Origin of the sequence: Nonomuraea sp. NPDC049725 (assembly GCF_040674795.1) — a bacterium.
In the GTDB taxonomy this organism is placed as follows: Bacteria; Actinomycetota; Actinomycetes; order Streptosporangiales; family Streptosporangiaceae; genus Nonomuraea; species Nonomuraea ceibae.
Map to the genome: position 1 here is coordinate 68,261 of NZ_JBFANJ010000017.1, position 15,210 is coordinate 83,470.

Genomic DNA, 15,210 nt, shown 5'->3' on the forward strand with positions numbered 1-15,210 from the left:
CCGGGCTATACCGTTACAGCACCATGCGCCTGACCAACGTGTCCTTCCGCTACAGAAGACGTGACCAATCCGTCATCCGGGATGTCAACGCACAGGCGTCCCCCGGCGACGTGATCGAGCTGACCGGCGTCAACGGCGCCGGCAAGTCCACGCTCCTGCGCCTGCTGGCCGGGCTGCTCACCCCCACCTCCGGGACCATCGCGGACCGGCCCGCGGTCGTCGGCCTGGCCCCCGACCGCTTCCCCACCGAGCAGCCGTTCACCGTGGCCCGCTACCTCGACCACATGGCCCGGGTGCGCGGCGGCGCCCGCTGGCGGCCGTGGGCCGAACGCCTCACCATGCAACACCTGCTGGACGTGCGGCTCGGCGAGCTGTCCAAGGGCAGCGCGCACAAGGTGGGGCTGGCCCAGGCGCTGATGGGCGAGCCGGGGCTCCTGCTGCTCGACGAGCCGTTCGCCGGGCTGGACGCCGACACCCGCGACGCCCTCCCGCCGATCGTCGCCGACCTGTCCGCGCGCGGCGTCGTCGTCGTGGCCAGCGACCACCAGGGCGGGCTGCGCGGCCTGCCGTCGCTGCGCCACTGGTCGCTCACCGGCGGCCTCCTCACGGAACCCGCTGCCCCGGCGGAGCCGGTCCTGGAGACGCGGCCCGTCACGGTCGAGGTCACGGTGCCGGCCGGGGAGGTCGCCGCGTTCCTCGGCCGCATGCGCGCCGAAGGCTACGCGGCCCGCGAGCTGAGCGAGGAGACCCGATGATCGCCCTGGCCACCTTCCGCGTCGCCGCCTACGTCCGCTCCCACCGCGTCTACCAGGCGCTGCTGGCGATCCTGGCGCTGCTCGCCATCCTGCACGGCAGCCGCGCGCCCCGGGGGCTGGAGGCGGCGGCGCTGACCGACTCGGCGGCCCTGATCATCCCGTTCCTCGCCTGGGCCGTCAGGAGCCTGCTCGACACCGAGCCGGACCGCCAGCGCGAGCTGTCGGCCACCCTCGCGGGCGGGCGCCGGCGCGAGCTCGCCGCCGGGCTGCTGGCCGCCCTCGCCGCCTGCGTCGCCTTCGACGCGCTGGCCCTGGGGTGGGGGCTGCTGCTCGGCGTGAGCGCCACGCCGCAGGGCGCCGAGCTGGCCGCCGTCCTGGCCCTGCACGCCCTGGCGATCCTCACCGGCCTGGCGCTCGGCGCGCTCACCAGCCGGGCGATCCTGCCGTCACCGGCCGTCTCGATCATGGCGCTGGTGGGCGGCTTCCTGGCGATGCTGATGGTGAGCGCGTCACCGCTGCACTGGCTCAGCGTGCCGGTCACCGCCTGGATGCGCGCCGCGAACTCCGGGCTGCTGGCCGACCGGCTTCCCGCGCTGGCCGCCGCCTCGCTGGCCTGGTGCCTGATCGGCCTGGCCGCGTACGCGTGGCTACGCCGTACCCGCCCCTGAGGCGGGGCGTAGCTTGCGGGCCGGTGCTTTTCGCCTGGGCTTGCTCGCTTGCGGGCCGGTGCTATTCGGCGGCGGCGAGCTGGCCGCAGGCGCCGTCGATCTCGCGCCCGCGCGTGTCGCGGACCGTCACCGGCACGCCGTGGAACTGCAGCCGCCGCACGAACGCCCGCTCGTCCTCCGGCCGCGAGGCGGTCCACTTGGAGCCCGGCGTCGGGTTGAGCGGGATCAGGTTGACGTGCACCAGCTTGTTCTTGACCAGCTTGCCGAGCAGGTCGGCCCGCCACTCCTGGTCGTTGATGTCCTTGATCAGCGCGTACTCGATGGAGACCCGCCGCTTGGTCCTGGCGGCGTAGGCCCAGGCCGCGTCGAGGACCTCGGCCACCTTCCAGCGGGTGTTGATCGGCACCAGCGTGTCACGCAGCTCGTCGTCGGGCGCGTGCAGCGACAGCGCGAGCGTCACCGGCAGGCCCTCGTCGGCGAGCTTGCCGATGGCGGGCACCAGGCCGACCGTGGAGACGGTGACGCCCCGGGCCGAGATGCCCAGGCCGTGCGGCGCGGGCTCCACCAGGCGGCGCACGGCCCCGATCACCTGCTTGTAGTTGGCCAGCGGCTCGCCCATGCCCATGAACACCACGTTGTTGACCCGGCCGGGCCCGCCGGGCACCTCGCCGGCCGCGAGCGCGCGGGCGCCGGAGACGACCTGCTCGACGATCTCGGCGGTGGACATGTTACGGGTCAGCCCCGCCTGGCCGGTGGCGCAGAACGGGCAGTTCATGCCGCAGCCGGCCTGCGACGAGACGCACATCGTGGCGCGGTCGGGATAGCGCATGAGCACCGACTCCACCAGCGCGCCGTCGAACAGCCGCCACAGCGTCTTGCGCGTGGTGCCGCCGTCGGTGGTCATCTCCCTGACGGAGGTGAGCAGCGGCGGCAGCAGCGCCGACAGCTTCTCGCGGGCGGCGGCGGGCAGGTCGGTCATCGCCTCGACGTCGGTGGTCAGCCGCTCGAAGTAGTGGCGGGAGAGCTGGTCGGCGCGGAACGCCTTCTCGCCGAGCTCGGCGACGGCCGCCCTGCGCTCGGCCATGGACAGGTCCGCCAGGTGCCTGGCCGGCTTGGCCCGGCGCGGCGCGACGAAGGTGAGCTGGCCTGGCTGCTGGGACACGTTCCTGCCTTTGTTCGTACGGTTTCCGACCAGGGTAGTGAACGCCTACCTCGCCGGTGTCATTCCGGAGAGCCTGGCTGGGGATCTACAGTTCTCACGTATGGCGATTTTCCGGTCTGCGTCGGGCGAGGGGCATACCGAGGTCGTCCTCACGGCCGGCAATCCCTACGGTAGCCGGACGCTCGTGGTCGAACGGGACGAGGACTCCTCGGTCGCTTACCTGTGCGCGCCCGACGGCGCCGTGCGGGGCGCGGTCTGGCTGGCCAACCATCGGCCCGCGCCCGCCGTGATCGACCTGTCGCGCGTCAACGCCGGGCTGCCGCCGCTGATGCCCCGACCCAACACCCTCCACCCGGACGGGCGCCGGCCGCTGGGGCAGCTCACGCCGCTGTGGTTCGAGGAGGGCGACGGGGTGGCGCTCTACGAGGAGGACGACCTGCTGGCCGTCATCCCCGGCTGGGCCGACATGCACCGCGGCATGCCCGGCTACGCGCGTGACGCGGTGGGCGAGTCGCCGTTCGCCTGGGCGCTGTCGGAGGCGCTGGAAGGGCTGCGCCCGCGCATCTCCAACGCGCACTCCTACTGGCGCTGGCGGCAGGCGGAGGGGTCGTGGCCGTCGTTCCAGGAGTTCGTGCTGGGCCACCTCGACCGGGTGCTCGGCCCGGCGGGCCGCTACTGGGACGCCAGCGGCGACCGGCTGCCCACGGTCGGCATCACCGAGCGTCCGCCCCACGGCGAGCGCGGGTTCACCGTGCTGTCGACGGTCGGGATGAGCTGCCAGCGGATGCCGACGGTCGAGCAGTGGCTCGACACGCCCGGCGCGTACGCCAGGATCGAGCTGGCCGTCGCCACCCGCGAGGATCCGCGCGACGCGGCGCTGCTGCTGGTGTGGCTGGCTCAGTATCCGTGGCACTCGGTCACCTGGCTCGGCAACGGGCACACCGCGAAGTGGTATCACGATCCGTCGACGTTCCCGATGGGCGCGCGGTACGCGGGGGTGACCATGAAGGCCGACGCCCCCAACATGCCCGACATGTCAGGATTTGCGTTTGGCGGGGAGATCGTCCGCTGGCTCTGGCTCACGCCCGCCACCGCCGACGCCCTCAGCTGAGTTTCACACGAGCAGCCGGCCCTCAGACGAACAGCGCCAGGAGCAGCCACACCGGCACCAGCGTGGCCACCAGCGAGTCCAGCCGGTCCATCAGCCCGCCGTGCCCCGGCAGGATCGTGCCCAGGTCCTTGATGCCGAGATCACGCTTGATCATCGACTCGATGAGGTCGCCCACGGTCGCCAGCAGCGCCGCCAGCACCCCGATCACCGCGCCCTGCCACGGCTCGCCGTCCAGCAGCCACGTCACCAGCCAGGCCCCCACGGCCGTGCACGCCACCGCCGACCCGGCCAGCCCCTCCCACGTCTTCTTCGGGCTGATCGGCGAAAGCTGGTGCCTGCCGAACAGCACCCCCGCCACATAGCCGCCGACATCGCTCGCCACCGTCACCGCGATGAACACCACCACCCGGTGCGCCCCGTCGTCCGGCGCCAGCAGCAACGCCACGAACCCGGCCAGCAACGGCGGATAGAACAGAGTGAAGACCGACGCCGTCGCGTCCCGTACGTACCCCTCGGTGCCGGCGCTGACCATCCGCCAGATCAGCAGCGCGAACGCGAACACCACGAACGTGCCCAGCAGCCACACGCCGCCGCCCCAGTAGGCGCCCGCCTGCATGGCGACCACGCCCGCCAGCACCGGCACGGCCGGAACCTGGATCCCGCGGGTCGCGAACGCCCGCACCAGCTCCATCACGCCGACGCCCACGGCCCCCGCGACCACCACGAGGAAAAGCTCCTTGATGGTGTAGAGGGAGACGATGACCAGCGCGCCCAGCCCCACGCCCACCGCGATCGCGGCAGGCAGGTTCCGGCCGGTGCGGCTGGTCCCGGCCGTACGTTCTTCCACAGAGTCTCCATGAGCCACGGCCCCCGCCATCAGGCGAGGGCCGCGCGGCGAACCGCTCAGACTTCGAGCAGCTCGGCTTCCTTGTGCTTCAGCAGCTCGTCGATCTTGGCGACGTGCTTCTGCGTGAGGTCGTCAAGCTCCTTCTCGGCACGCCTGACCTCGTCCTCGCCCGCCTCGCCGTCCTTGACCATCTTGTCGAGGATCTCCTTGGCGGAGCGGCGGATGTTGCGCACCGACACCTTGGCGTGCTCGCCCTTGTTCCTGGCGACCTTGATGTACTCCTTGCGGCGCTCCTCCGACAGCTCGGGGAACGACACGCGGATCACCTGGCCGTCGTTGCCGGGGTTGACGCCGAGGTCGGAGTCGCGGATCGCCTTCTCGATCGCGGCCATCGAGCCCTTGTCGTAAGGCTGGATGATGACCATGCGGGCCTCGGGCACATGGAACGAGGCCAACTGCTGGATCGGGGTCGGCGAACCGTAGTACTCAGCGTTGATCTTGTTGAACATCGAGGGGGTGACACGGCCCGTACGGATGCCCGCGAAGTCTTCCTTCGCGACCGAAACGGCCTTGTCCATCTTTTCCTCGGCTTCGAGGAGGGTTTCGTCGATCACAGCGGCTCCCTGTCTTCTAGCTGGCGGTGTCGGGCTCGCACCCTCATTTGCCTGCGGGACTCACCAGCGTGCCGATTTTCTCACCGCGGACCGCACGCAGGATGTTGCCCTCGCCCATCAGGTCGAAGACCACGATCGGCAGGTCGTTGTCCTTGCACAGGCTGATCGCGGTGGCGTCCATGACCGCCAGGTCACGAATCAGCACCTCGCCGTAGTCCAGGTGGTCGAACCTCACCGCATCGGGATTCTTCCGTGGATCGGAGTCGTAGATCCCGTCCACCTGGGTGCCCTTGAGCAGCGCCTCCGCGCCGATCTCCAGGGCCCGCTGGGACGCGGCGGTGTCGGTGGAGAAGTACGGCGAGCCGAGCCCGGCGCCGAAGATGACCACGCGCCCCTTCTCCAGGTGCCTGATCGCCCGGCGCGGCAGGAACGGCTCGGCGACCTGCTGCATGGTGATGGCGGTCTGCACGCGCGTCTCGACGCCGCGCCGCTCAAGGAAGTCCTGCAGCGCGAGGCAGTTGATGACCGTGCCGAGCATGCCCATGTAATCGGCGCGGGCCCGGTCGATGCCCCCCTCCGACAAGGTCGCGCCGCGGAACATGTTGCCGCCGCCCACCACGACCGCGACCTGCACGCCCTCGCGCACGGCCTCGGCGATCGAATCGGCCAGCTGCTCGACCACGCCGGGGTCGATGCCCAGCGGCTCGCCGCCGGCGAACGCCTCACCCGACAGCTTCAACATCACCCGCTTCCAGCGCAGCGGACTCTGGTTCCGGGACGAAGAAGCCGCCGACGTGGCGGGCTCCTGACTGTCCTGCACGGCGGCGGCCTCCCTCTATTGGCGGTTCTGTTGGACTTGCTCCGGCCGGTGGGGCGTTCAACCCCGATCCGACCGGATTCCACGCGTTACGTCGCGTGACGTCGCACCGGAACCGGCCTTGGCCGGTGCGACGCCGGAGAACTTCGCTCCAGCCTATGCCTGGCCGACCTTGAACCGGACGAAAGCCAGAACCTGCGCGCCGTTCTCCTCGGCGTACTTGCCCACGCTCTTCTTGTTGTCCTTCACGAACGCCTGCTGGAGCAGCGTGAAGTCCTTGTACCAGCCGTTGACCCGGCCCTCGACGATCTTGCCGATCGCGGCCTCGGGCTTGCCCTCCTCGCGGGTCATCTCCTCGAAGAGCTTGCGCTCCTTCTCGATGACCTCGGCCGGCACGGCGTCCGCGTTCAGGTACTGCGGGGCCATCGCGGCAGCGTGCTGCGCGACGTCCTTGGCCACCTCGGGGTTGGCCTTGTCGAGCTGCACGAGCACGCCGACGGCCGGCGGCAGCGCCGGGTCGGTGCGGTGCATGTAGGCGCCGATGTAGCCGCCCTCCAGCACCTTGAAGCGGCGGATCTCGATCTTCTCACCGAGCGCGGCGTTGGCCACGTCCAGGTGCTCCTTGACCGTCTTGCCGTCGAAGGACGACTCCAGCAGCGACGGCACGTCAGCCGGCTTGGTGGCCAGCACGTGCGCGACGACCTGGGAGGCCAGCTCCTGGAAGCGCTCGCCCTTGGCCACGAAGTCGGTCTCGCAGTTGAGCTCGAGCAGCGCCGCGGCGGAGTCGCCGTCCTGCTGGAGCGCGACCAGGCCGTTGGAGGCGGTGCGCGCCTCGCGCTTGCCCACGTCCTTGGCGCCCTTGAGACGGAGCAGCTCGATGGCGCGGTCGAAGTCGCCCTCAGCCTCCTCAAGAGCCTTCTTGCAGTCCATCATGCCTGCAGCGGTGATCTCGCGAAGCCGCTTGACGTCGGCCATGTTCACGGAAGCCATTGCGTTTTCCTCGTGGGATGTCGTCGTGGGTTGTTCGTCGTGGAAGGGGTGGGGGCCGCCCACCCGCTTGTCGGTACGGCACCGGGTGCCGCACAGAAGCCTCTCGATGGGCCCGGGAGCCATACCCTCTGCCCCGGGCCGTGCCCTTCGACCCTCGCCCGGGGGCTCCCGAACCGCTTCACCGTCTCATCCGCGGCCCCTGAGCCCGACCCGCAAGCCGTACGCCCTGAGCCGTCGCCCGTGAGCCGTGGCCCTTGGACCGTGGCCCTTGGACCGTGGAGCCTGGGACCGTGGCCTTGTGGGGCCTCGGGACCCTGGGTCTCGGGGCTTTGGCGGTCACCCGCCCGAACCCCGCGGCCCGCCGTACTGCCGCCTGCGACCCCGGCCCTGCGCCCACCTGCGGCGGCCCACCGACCGAACGTGCGGTCAGGCGTCCCGCCACCTGCGGCGGCCCGCCGATCCCGGCCCGTGGCATCCACCGACCGGAGCCTGCGGAACCCCACCGACTGCGGCCTGCGGACCCCACCGGCCTGAGCCTGCGGAAGTCCACCAGCCCGTCGCCTGCGGCGTCGGGCCACCGCTCCAAGCTAGCGGTCCACCTACCGGAGCCTGCGGCGGCCCACCGGTCCGGCCGGCGGTCCGGCGGCTCACCCCTTACGGCGGCCTGTCGGCTGCGGCGGGCTCACCCCGGGTGCCACCTGTTGGCGGCCACTCGCGGCGGCCGCCGAGCCGGCCCGGCGGCGAGCCGTCGACCCGAGGGCGGTGGCGAACCACCACCCCGAGCCCCTGACCCGCCGGTCCGATGCCCCGGCGTCCCGGTGGGCGTCCGGCCGACCTCTCGATCAGCCGGACCCCGGAACCCCTGGCCCGGTCCGGACCCGAAGGCCCGGGCGGGAAGGCGTCAGGCCTGCTGCTCGGTCTCGGCGGTCTCGGCGGTCTCACCCTCGGCCGCGGCCTCAGCCTCGGCGGGAGCCGCCTCAGCCTCGGGAGCGGCCTCGGCGACCGGGGCCTCAGCGGCCGGAGCCTCGGCGACGGCCTCCTCAGCGGCGGGCGCCTCGGCCGCGGCGGCCTGCTCGCCACCACCCTGCTCGATGAGCTCGCGCTCCCACTCGGCCAGCGGCTCGGCGGCGGCCGGCTTCTCGTCGCCGCGGGCGGCGCCGGAGCGGGCCATCAGACCGGCGGCGACACCGTCGGCCACGACGCGCGTGAGCAGCCCGACGGCGCGGATGGCGTCGTCGTTGCCCGGGATCGGGTAGTCGACCTCGTCGGGGTCGCAGTTGGTGTCGAGGATCGCGACGACCGGGATGCCAAGCTTCTTGGCCTCGCTGATCGCGATGTGCTCCTTCTTGGTGTCCACGATCCACACCGCGCTGGGCACGCGGCCCATGTCACGGATGCCGCCGAGCGTGCGCTCGAGCTTGTCCTTCTCGCGGCGGCGCATGAGGAGCTCCTTCTTGGTGAGCCCCGACGCGGCGACGTTGTCGAAGTCGAGCTCCTCGAGCTCCTTCAGACGCTGAAGCCTCTTGTGCACGGTGGAGAAGTTGGTGAGCATGCCGCCCAGCCAGCGCTGGTTCACGTACGGCATGCCGACCCGGGCGGCCTGCTCGGAGATGGCCTCCTGAGCCTGCTTCTTGGTGCCGATGAACAGGATCGTGCCGCCGTGGGCGACGGTCTCCTTGACGAAGTCGTACGCACGGTCGATGTACGACAGCGACTTCTGCAAGTCGATGATGTAGATGCCGTTGCGCTCGGTGAAGATGAAGCGCTTCATCTTCGGGTTCCAGCGGCGGGTCTGGTGGCCGAAGTGAACGCCGCTCTCGAGCAGCTGTCGCATGGTGACGACGGGGGCCATGTGCTGGTCCTCCAAGTCAGGGCGCCCCGCGAGTGGGCGCGATTCTCGGTTGTGCCGCGGCAGCCGGCGAGCTACCGCCCTGATGCCCCGGAACCGCTCCAGCCGGGCCGAGGCCCGGACCGATGGTGCGGTCCTTCGTGAGGCATGCGAAGTCGGCCTGTGGTCACAGGCCATCGAAAAGTCTACCTCCCATGCCACCCCCGCCTGACCGTCGAGGTCAACCGGCGGCGCGCACGGCTCAGCCACCGGCGTCGTGGTCCTCGCTGGGCAGCCCGGGCACCGGCCGGTCGGCTTGCGGGAACAGGCTCACCTGCGCCTCCGCCACCCGCGCCCCGGGTGGCGCGTCCTCCGGGCTGCGGTGACGGGCGATGTACGGGGCGAGCAGCTTCTCGATGTCGGCATACAGGCGTCCCATCTCCTGCGCGTCGAGGCGCAGCGTGATCCGGCTGAAGCGGCTCGCGTCCCGCCATTCCTCGGGCTCCTGCGGCAGGTTGGACAGGGCCCGTTCCAGCTCCTTCTCGGCGTCCTTGCGCACCGCCCGGATGAGCAGGTCCTTGGCCTCCCGCACCTCGGGCCGGTCGCCGGGCAGGATGCCGATCGCGAGGGACCTGTCGACGGCCTTCCACAGCCGTTCGCGTCCGTCGCCGCGCGGCGGGGCGTCCTCCACGAAGCCGTACTTGGCGAGCATCCGCAGGTGGTAGCTGGCCGCGCTGGGGGTGATCCCGGCGTCCTCGGCGACCTCGGTGGCGGTCGCGCTCCTTCCGGCGCCGAGCCGGTTCAGTATGGCCAGCCTGGCTGGATGGGCCAGTGCCCGCATCGCCTTCGGATCGTCCAGCTCCATGCGCCAACGGTACCGGGACATTCGTGAAAGGTTGCCTTCACAACTCTGAAGGACTACTTTCAGATTTGTGAAGGGTTCCCTTCACAAATCTGCATCCTCTTGGAGTCCCCCATGACCGGCGCACCCCACACCGATTCCCCACTGCCAGACCCTCCGCTGTCCGACCTTCCTCTTCGCAAGCAGCGCGACTACCGGCTGCTCTGGTCGGCCCGTACGATCTCCATCACCGGCTCCGAGGTCTCCAAGCTGGCGATCCCCCTGACGGCGGTCACCCTCCTGGCCGCCGGTCCCGCCGAGATGGGCATCCTGACCGCCGCCGCCTCGCTGCCCGCCCTGCTGTTCGGCCTCCAGGCCGGAGCCGTCGCGGACCGCCTCAGCCGCCACCGCCCCCTGATGATCGCCTGCGAGCTCGTGTCGGCCGTGGCCGCCGTGACCGTCCCCGTGGCCTGGCTGCTGGGCGTGCTCACGGTCCCGTGGCTGATCGTCGTCGCCCTCGTGATCGGCACCGCCGGCGTCGCCTTCCGCGCGGCGAACTTCCCCCACCTGGCCGCGATCGTCCCCGAGAACCAGCGGACCAGCGCCCTGGCCGGCTTCCACGCCTCCTACTCGATGGCGTCCGTGGCGGGCCCCGGCCTAGCCGGCCTGCTGGTGCAGATCCTCACCGCACCGCTGGCCGTGCTCGCCGAATCGCTCTCCTTCCTGGGCTCGGCGCTGCTCCTGCGTTCGATCCGCACCCCCGAACACGCCGAACCCGCCCCCACCCGCGGCATGTGGCGCGACATCGTCGAGGGCCTGCGCACGAGCATCACCATCCCGACCCTGCGCGCCCTGCTCGGCGCCGGCGTCACGATCAACTTCTTCGCCATGGCCTACACGGCCGTCCACATCCTCTACATGGTGAACACCCTGGGCATCCCCCAGGGCCTGATCGGCGTCCTCATCGCCCTCAGCGGCGCCGGCGGCCTGCTGGGCGCCTGGGTCACCACCCGCCTGGCCAAGCGCTTCGGCGAGAACCGGATCCTCCTCGGATCGGTGCTGTTCTTCCCTCTGGAGATCCTCGCGGTGGGCCTCCTCGACGGCGCCCTCTGGTGGAAGCTCGTCGTCCTCGCCACCACGGGCGTCCTCACCGGCGGCATCGTCGTCGCCTTCGCCACCTGCATGGGCGCCATCACGCTGCGCGACTCCCCCACCGAGCTCCGCGCCCGCGTCAACGCCACCATGACCTTCGCCGTCCAGGGCGTCATGGCCCTCGGCGGCCTCGCAGGCGGCCTCCTCGCCGAGGTCCTCGGCCTACGCCCCGTGATCTTCATCTGCGCGGCGGGCATCGCCCTCAGCACCGCCTGGATCTGGGCCTCCCCGCTCCGCTCCCGCTGAGCCCTTCCCCTTATCCGCAGAACCCCTTATCCACAGAACCCCGCTCGGCCCCCCGCGCCCCCCTGCCCCCGCCGCAGACTCCCCCCATGCCCCGCCGCCCCTCACCCCGCACCGCGCTTAGACTCCTGGCGATCATCCTCGCCCTGACCTGCGCCGTCCTCGTCCCCACGACCCCGGCCACCGCGGACCGCCCACCCTGGCGCTGGCCCCTCGACGGCGCACCCCGCATCCTGAGCCGTTTCGCCCCACCCCCGGCCCCCTGGCTGGCGGGCCACCGCGGCGTGGACCTGGCCGCTCCAGCAGCCACCCCCGTCCTCGCCGCAGGCCCGGGCACGGTCGGCTTCGCCGGCCCCGTGGCAGGCCGCGGCGTGGTCACGGTCAACCACGCGGACGGCCTCCGCACGACCTACCTCCCGGTCATCCCCGCCGTACGCCGAGGCGACCCCGTAGCGCTCGGAGACCGCCTGGGCGCCATCGCCCCTTCACCACCGCCGCACTGCCCCGAGTCCTGCCTCCACTGGGGCCTCAAACGCGACACCACCTACCTCGACCCGCTCCTGCTCCTGGCCCGAGCCCCCGTCCGCCTCCTTCCTTTCTGGCAATCCCTGCCTCCAACCCGGAGCCAGGCATCAACCCTCAGCCTCAAGGCCGAACAACCCCGAACACCGACCCCAGCCCCCGCCTCAGGACCAGGACCAGGACCAGCCCCAGGACCGGAACAACCCCCCGCCCCGCCGTTCATCCCCCGCTCAGCCTCAACCCCGGCACCCCCGCCCATCGCCCTGGCAGCCCTCATCGGCACCGCCCTTCTCCTCTTCCTCCTGATCCGCCGCCACCGCCCCCGCCCACCAGAAGGCAGACACTCCAAGAGAAGAACGCCCACCGCCGATCCCCCGCCCACTCTCACCGGCCAGCACCGCAAGCCTCGCCGCCCCCGCCGCCGCCCACCCCGCTGAGCACCCGCAGGAGGTCCCGCGGTCACGCCCTCGGATGCGCCTGCCGATAGGCGCTACGCAGCCGTTCGATCGACACATGCGTGTACACCTGCGTACTGCTGAGCGAGGCATGCCCCAGCAACTCCTGCACGCTGCGCAGATCCGCCCCACCCTCCAGGAGATGGGTAGCCGCGCTGTGCCTCAACCCATGAGGCCCCATGTCGGGCGCCCCTTCCACCTGCCGCACCCGCGCATGCACCACCCGCCGGACGGTCCCGGCATCGATGCGCCCGCCCCGCACCCCCAGGAACAACGCCGCCCCGGACCCCGGCCGCACCCACAACGGCCGCCCGTACACGCACCACCCGTCCAACGCCCGCATCGCCGGCCCCCCGACCGGCACCGACCGCTCCTTACGTCCCTTCCCCAGCACCCGTACGACCCGCCGCTCCCGATCCACGTCATCCACATCCAGCCCGCACAACTCGGACACGCGAATCCCGGTGGCGTACAGCAGCTCCAGCAGGGCCTGGTCGCGCAGATCCTTGGGCTCCCCCTCCACCGGCACGTCCAACACCCGACGCGCCTGCTCCTGATCGAGCACGGCGGGCAACTGCCGCGGCGCCTTGGCCGTCCCCAACAGCAACCCGGGATCGCTGCCGAGCCACCCCTTGCGATGGCAGAAGGCGGTGAACGTCCGCACACAGGCCGACCGCCGAGCCAGCGTCGCCCGCGCCTTCCCCGCGTCATGCTGCGCCGCCAACCACCCCCGCAGCGCCACCACATCCAGCGCCTCCACCGTCCCGCCCACATAAGCCAGCAGCTCGGCCACATCTCCCAGATAGGCCCTCACGGTATGAGGCGACAAATCCCTTTCAAACCGCAAATAGGCCTCAAATTCCGCAACAACGTCCCCAACCGCAGGCCCATCCCCCACAACCGCCTCCATTTGCTCAACCACTAACGAACTGCACGCCTGAACACCACTCCCAGTCTGCCCCCGCACCCCCTACCTTCACCGCACCTCCACCCGCCTACCCCGAAGCCAAGCTCCCCCCTTCTCCCACCCGGAGCCGCTACACCGGGGCGTCCGCCCCACTACCTGCATCTCCAGTTCGGCTGCGGCCAGCAAGGGCGCCTCGCGAGCCCACTGGCCAAAGCGAGCACGGTTTACGGTTTCCTTGGCCCAGCCGCTACCAGCACCGCAGCAGCCGCAACAGCAGTGAGCGCCGCCAGAAGAGCGCCGGCAGCCAACGTCAGGACGTCAGGCCGGATCAAGGGCTGAGCACGCAGTGCCTGCCAGGTGAGCAAAGCAATCAGGCCGGTGTAGCCGACGGCGGCCACACCGATCAGCCGAGCACGAGTCCGGTCGTCACGTAAGAGCGGGTAGCGAGCCGCCAGAGCAGCCAGCAGCAGAGCGCCGATCAACATGACCTGAAGCCCATGCAATCCGACAAAATGAGGAATCCGCAGGTCACCACCCGTGGTGCTCCACTCCGTCAAAGGAAGGCCGGGGCCGCCGTCGGGCACGCCCACGCTGTGCCCGCTGCTCAGCAACACCCGCTCACCCCCGGTGGTCAGCGCGATCTCCGCCTTGCCCTGCATGGGGATGAGGAAGCCCAGGGCCATGCCGACGACGGCCAGGGTGAGCCCCGCGTGAATCGCCCGGCTCATCGCACGATCGGCATGGACGCGCTGTACGGCCAGAATGACCGCCAGCGCGATGTTGGCCAGCATGATCAGAAGCACTCCGTTGCCGAAGATGACCTGCATGACTCTCTCGGCCGATTCGGTGGACTTGTTGAAATGGCTGAAGGTGCCCCGAGCAGCCTGGATCGCGACGATGGCAGTGTCGACGAACCCGGTGACGGCGAAAACCGTGGCCAGCCCAGAGGTCCATTTGCTGCCCCGATGAGGCAGAGACAGCATCCAGGCCAGCGTGGTCCCGTAAACGGCCATCGACACCGCGAACTTGAACGGCTTGAGCCACACGGGAGCCCCCAGAAGCACCCGGTCATCGACCACGAGCCCAACCGCCGCGACGACCAGCAGCAACAGCATCGAGGCGACCATCAACATCAACGGCCGATGCCACCGCGCCACCCGGCGAAGCAGCGCACCAAGAACAGCGGACACGGCACCTCCTGGAGGACAACCGGAGCTACGCCCAGAGTCCCCCTCGCCGAATGCGGACACATTCCCGCACACCCCCGGCCTGCAAGGAGGCCAGCCCTACCACCGACTCCCTCCCTGCTGAGGGCCGCCCATACCTGAAGCCGACATTAGGCAACACCCGCGCGAAACCGGTCCACCCGGAAGCCGGTCCACACGGGAGCTGGTCCACACGAAAGCCGATCCGAGTGGAACCCGGTCCCCATGGAGAACCCCCACCAGGAAGCGGCCCGCATGGATGGTGCCCCCCACGAAATCGCGCCGCACGGTAGCGGCCCGCACGGATGGCGCCCCCCACGAAATCGCGCCGCACGGTAGCGGCCCGCACGGATGGCGCCCCGCACAAAATCGCGCCGCACCAAAACGACCTGTGCAGGAGGCAGCCTGTACAGAGGGCGGCCCGTACAGAAGGCCGCCCGTACAAAGGGCGGCGGATTCCGAGCGGGCGACAGGGCGGGGACATTCAGTTGCCGTGTCGAAATGGCCGGTCCCAGCGCCAGTCAGAATGTCTGCGTTGAGCTTTACGATCACGGCTCATGACGGAACCCCAGCCCAGCGCTCACACCATGACCATCGCCCTCGGTGTCGATTACGGCCAGGCGTACCTGCTCGACGACTATGACGAGACGGACATTCCCGAGCGCTTAGGTCAGGACGATGAAGGGCAACCTCTCGGGGTCATCAGCGTGATGGAAGGCGCCGCTCTGCTGACCATCGGCACACACTACGGCAAGGTGCGGTTCGACGTTCAAGTGACGCCGTTCGAGCCTGATCCGGACTTGGACGCGTACGAGGACATCGTGGAGATTGGGTTCTCCTCGGCGACGGGGAGCGTTTCGCTTCATGAGTGGGGAGACGAGGAGATTTACGCGCTCCCGCCCCTTCCCTCCGGTCCTGGTCAGTACCGATTGCGGTATCACGTTCACGGTTTGGACGAGAGCCACTGCGATTATTACGAGGAGCAGGCGCCCGATCGCTACTTCCTGCAGATCTGGCCATCCGGCGACTCCGCGGCCCGGGTCGTCAAGAGCACGAGCCGGCGGCACCGGAGGTCGATACGCGCCGATTGACG

Annotated in this window: 15 protein-coding genes; 6 read left to right on the top strand and 9 right to left on the bottom strand. The window is 70.5% G+C overall.

What is annotated here, in order from left to right:
* Nucleotides 1-23 precede the first annotated feature (23 nt).
* Together AB0J53_RS35130 and AB0J53_RS35135 are read left to right on the top strand one after the other, a co-directional pair.
* Nucleotides 24-755: an ATP-binding cassette domain-containing protein gene (locus tag AB0J53_RS35130; protein ID WP_364180320.1), complete on the top strand. Its 732-nt coding sequence runs from the start codon at nt 24-26 to the stop codon at nt 753-755.
* Nucleotides 752-1,423: a hypothetical protein gene (locus AB0J53_RS35135; protein ID WP_364180322.1), complete on the top strand. Its 672-nt coding sequence runs from the start codon at nt 752-754 to the stop codon at nt 1,421-1,423. The genes AB0J53_RS35130 and AB0J53_RS35135 overlap by 4 nt, the downstream gene beginning before the upstream one ends.
* Before the next feature lie 61 nt (nt 1,424-1,484).
* On the opposite strand, the gene rlmN is transcribed toward AB0J53_RS35135, so the two are convergent.
* The gene (gene rlmN, locus AB0J53_RS35140) at nt 1,485-2,585 is read right to left on the bottom strand and encodes a 23S rRNA (adenine(2503)-C(2))-methyltransferase RlmN (RefSeq protein ID WP_219509996.1); all 1,101 of its coding nucleotides are present in this window, start codon (nt 2,583-2,585) and stop codon (nt 1,485-1,487) included.
* Nucleotides 2,586-2,769: 184 nt separating this feature from the next.
* Here rlmN and AB0J53_RS35145 point away from each other — a divergent pair, with 184 nt between their 5' ends.
* Nucleotides 2,770-3,696 (top strand): suppressor of fused domain protein, encoded by a 927-nt coding sequence (locus AB0J53_RS35145; RefSeq protein ID WP_364180325.1) that lies wholly within the window; start codon nt 2,770-2,772, stop codon nt 3,694-3,696.
* 22 nt (nt 3,697-3,718) lie between these two features.
* Here AB0J53_RS35145 and AB0J53_RS35150 read toward each other — a convergent pair whose 3' ends face one another.
* The 6 genes from AB0J53_RS35150 to AB0J53_RS35175 all read right to left on the bottom strand — a co-directional run bounded on the left by AB0J53_RS35150 (nt 3,719) and on the right by AB0J53_RS35175 (nt 9,657).
* Complete coding sequence (locus AB0J53_RS35150) at nt 3,719-4,543, bottom strand: phosphatidate cytidylyltransferase (protein ID WP_308125995.1); 825 nt, start codon at nt 4,541-4,543, stop codon at nt 3,719-3,721.
* A gap of 56 nt (nt 4,544-4,599) precedes the next feature.
* Nucleotides 4,600-5,157, bottom strand: coding sequence for a ribosome recycling factor (gene frr / locus AB0J53_RS35155; protein WP_219509999.1), 558 nt, complete (start codon nt 5,155-5,157; stop codon nt 4,600-4,602).
* 43 nt (nt 5,158-5,200) lie between these two features.
* Complete coding sequence (gene pyrH, locus AB0J53_RS35160; protein WP_246646054.1) at nt 5,201-5,899, bottom strand: UMP kinase; 699 nt, start codon at nt 5,897-5,899, stop codon at nt 5,201-5,203.
* Between the two features lie 231 nt (nt 5,900-6,130).
* Nucleotides 6,131-6,964, bottom strand: a complete 834-nt coding sequence (tsf, locus tag AB0J53_RS35165) for a translation elongation factor Ts (protein ID WP_219510001.1) — start codon at nt 6,962-6,964, stop codon at nt 6,131-6,133.
* A gap of 901 nt (nt 6,965-7,865) precedes the next feature.
* Nucleotides 7,866-8,816, bottom strand: coding sequence for a 30S ribosomal protein S2 (rpsB, locus tag AB0J53_RS35170; RefSeq protein WP_364180329.1), 951 nt, complete (start codon nt 8,814-8,816; stop codon nt 7,866-7,868).
* 238 nt (nt 8,817-9,054) lie between these two features.
* Nucleotides 9,055-9,657, bottom strand: coding sequence for a winged helix-turn-helix domain-containing protein (locus AB0J53_RS35175; RefSeq protein ID WP_219510003.1), 603 nt, complete (start codon nt 9,655-9,657; stop codon nt 9,055-9,057).
* Nucleotides 9,658-9,768: 111 nt separating this feature from the next.
* On the opposite strand from AB0J53_RS35175, the gene AB0J53_RS35180 reads away from it, so the two are divergent.
* Together AB0J53_RS35180 and AB0J53_RS35185 are read left to right on the top strand one after the other, a co-directional pair.
* Entirely contained in the window at nt 9,769-11,031 is a 1,263-nt protein-coding gene (locus AB0J53_RS35180) for an MFS transporter (RefSeq protein ID WP_364180331.1), read from the top strand.
* 86 nt (nt 11,032-11,117) lie between these two features.
* The gene (locus AB0J53_RS35185) at nt 11,118-11,987 is read left to right on the top strand and encodes a M23 family metallopeptidase (RefSeq protein WP_364180333.1); all 870 of its coding nucleotides are present in this window, start codon (nt 11,118-11,120) and stop codon (nt 11,985-11,987) included.
* A gap of 22 nt (nt 11,988-12,009) precedes the next feature.
* Here the strand turns inward: AB0J53_RS35185 and AB0J53_RS35190 are convergent, their stop codons facing one another.
* The gene (locus AB0J53_RS35190) at nt 12,010-12,915 is read right to left on the bottom strand and encodes a tyrosine recombinase XerC (RefSeq protein ID WP_364180335.1); all 906 of its coding nucleotides are present in this window, start codon (nt 12,913-12,915) and stop codon (nt 12,010-12,012) included.
* 221 nt (nt 12,916-13,136) lie between these two features.
* Nucleotides 13,137-14,102, bottom strand: a complete 966-nt coding sequence (locus AB0J53_RS35195; RefSeq protein ID WP_364180337.1) for a hypothetical protein — start codon at nt 14,100-14,102, stop codon at nt 13,137-13,139.
* 602 nt (nt 14,103-14,704) lie between these two features.
* On the opposite strand from AB0J53_RS35195, the gene AB0J53_RS35200 reads away from it, so the two are divergent.
* Nucleotides 14,705-15,208, top strand: a complete 504-nt coding sequence (locus tag AB0J53_RS35200; RefSeq protein ID WP_364180339.1) for a hypothetical protein — start codon at nt 14,705-14,707, stop codon at nt 15,206-15,208.
* Nucleotides 15,209-15,210: the final 2 nt, after the last annotated feature.

Coding starts and splice junctions, on each gene's coding strand:
- AB0J53_RS35135 (WP_364180322.1), top strand. CDS start 752: ATGATCGCCCTGGCCACCTTCCGCGTCGCCGCCTACGTCCGCTCCCAC.
- AB0J53_RS35200 (WP_364180339.1), top strand. CDS start 14,705: ATGACCATCGCCCTCGGTGTCGATTACGGCCAGGCGTACCTGCTCGAC.
- AB0J53_RS35190 (WP_364180335.1), bottom strand. CDS start 12,915: ATGGAGGCGGTTGTGGGGGATGGGCCTGCGGTTGGGGACGTTGTTGCG.
- AB0J53_RS35185 (WP_364180333.1), top strand. CDS start 11,118: ATGCCCCGCCGCCCCTCACCCCGCACCGCGCTTAGACTCCTGGCGATC.
- tsf (WP_219510001.1), bottom strand. CDS start 6,964: ATGGCTTCCGTGAACATGGCCGACGTCAAGCGGCTTCGCGAGATCACC.
- AB0J53_RS35130 (WP_364180320.1), top strand. CDS start 24: ATGCGCCTGACCAACGTGTCCTTCCGCTACAGAAGACGTGACCAATCC.
- AB0J53_RS35180 (WP_364180331.1), top strand. CDS start 9,769: ATGACCGGCGCACCCCACACCGATTCCCCACTGCCAGACCCTCCGCTG.
- rpsB (WP_364180329.1), bottom strand. CDS start 8,816: ATGGCCCCCGTCGTCACCATGCGACAGCTGCTCGAGAGCGGCGTTCAC.
- AB0J53_RS35175 (WP_219510003.1), bottom strand. CDS start 9,657: ATGGAGCTGGACGATCCGAAGGCGATGCGGGCACTGGCCCATCCAGCC.
- pyrH (WP_246646054.1), bottom strand. CDS start 5,899: ATGTTGAAGCTGTCGGGTGAGGCGTTCGCCGGCGGCGAGCCGCTGGGC.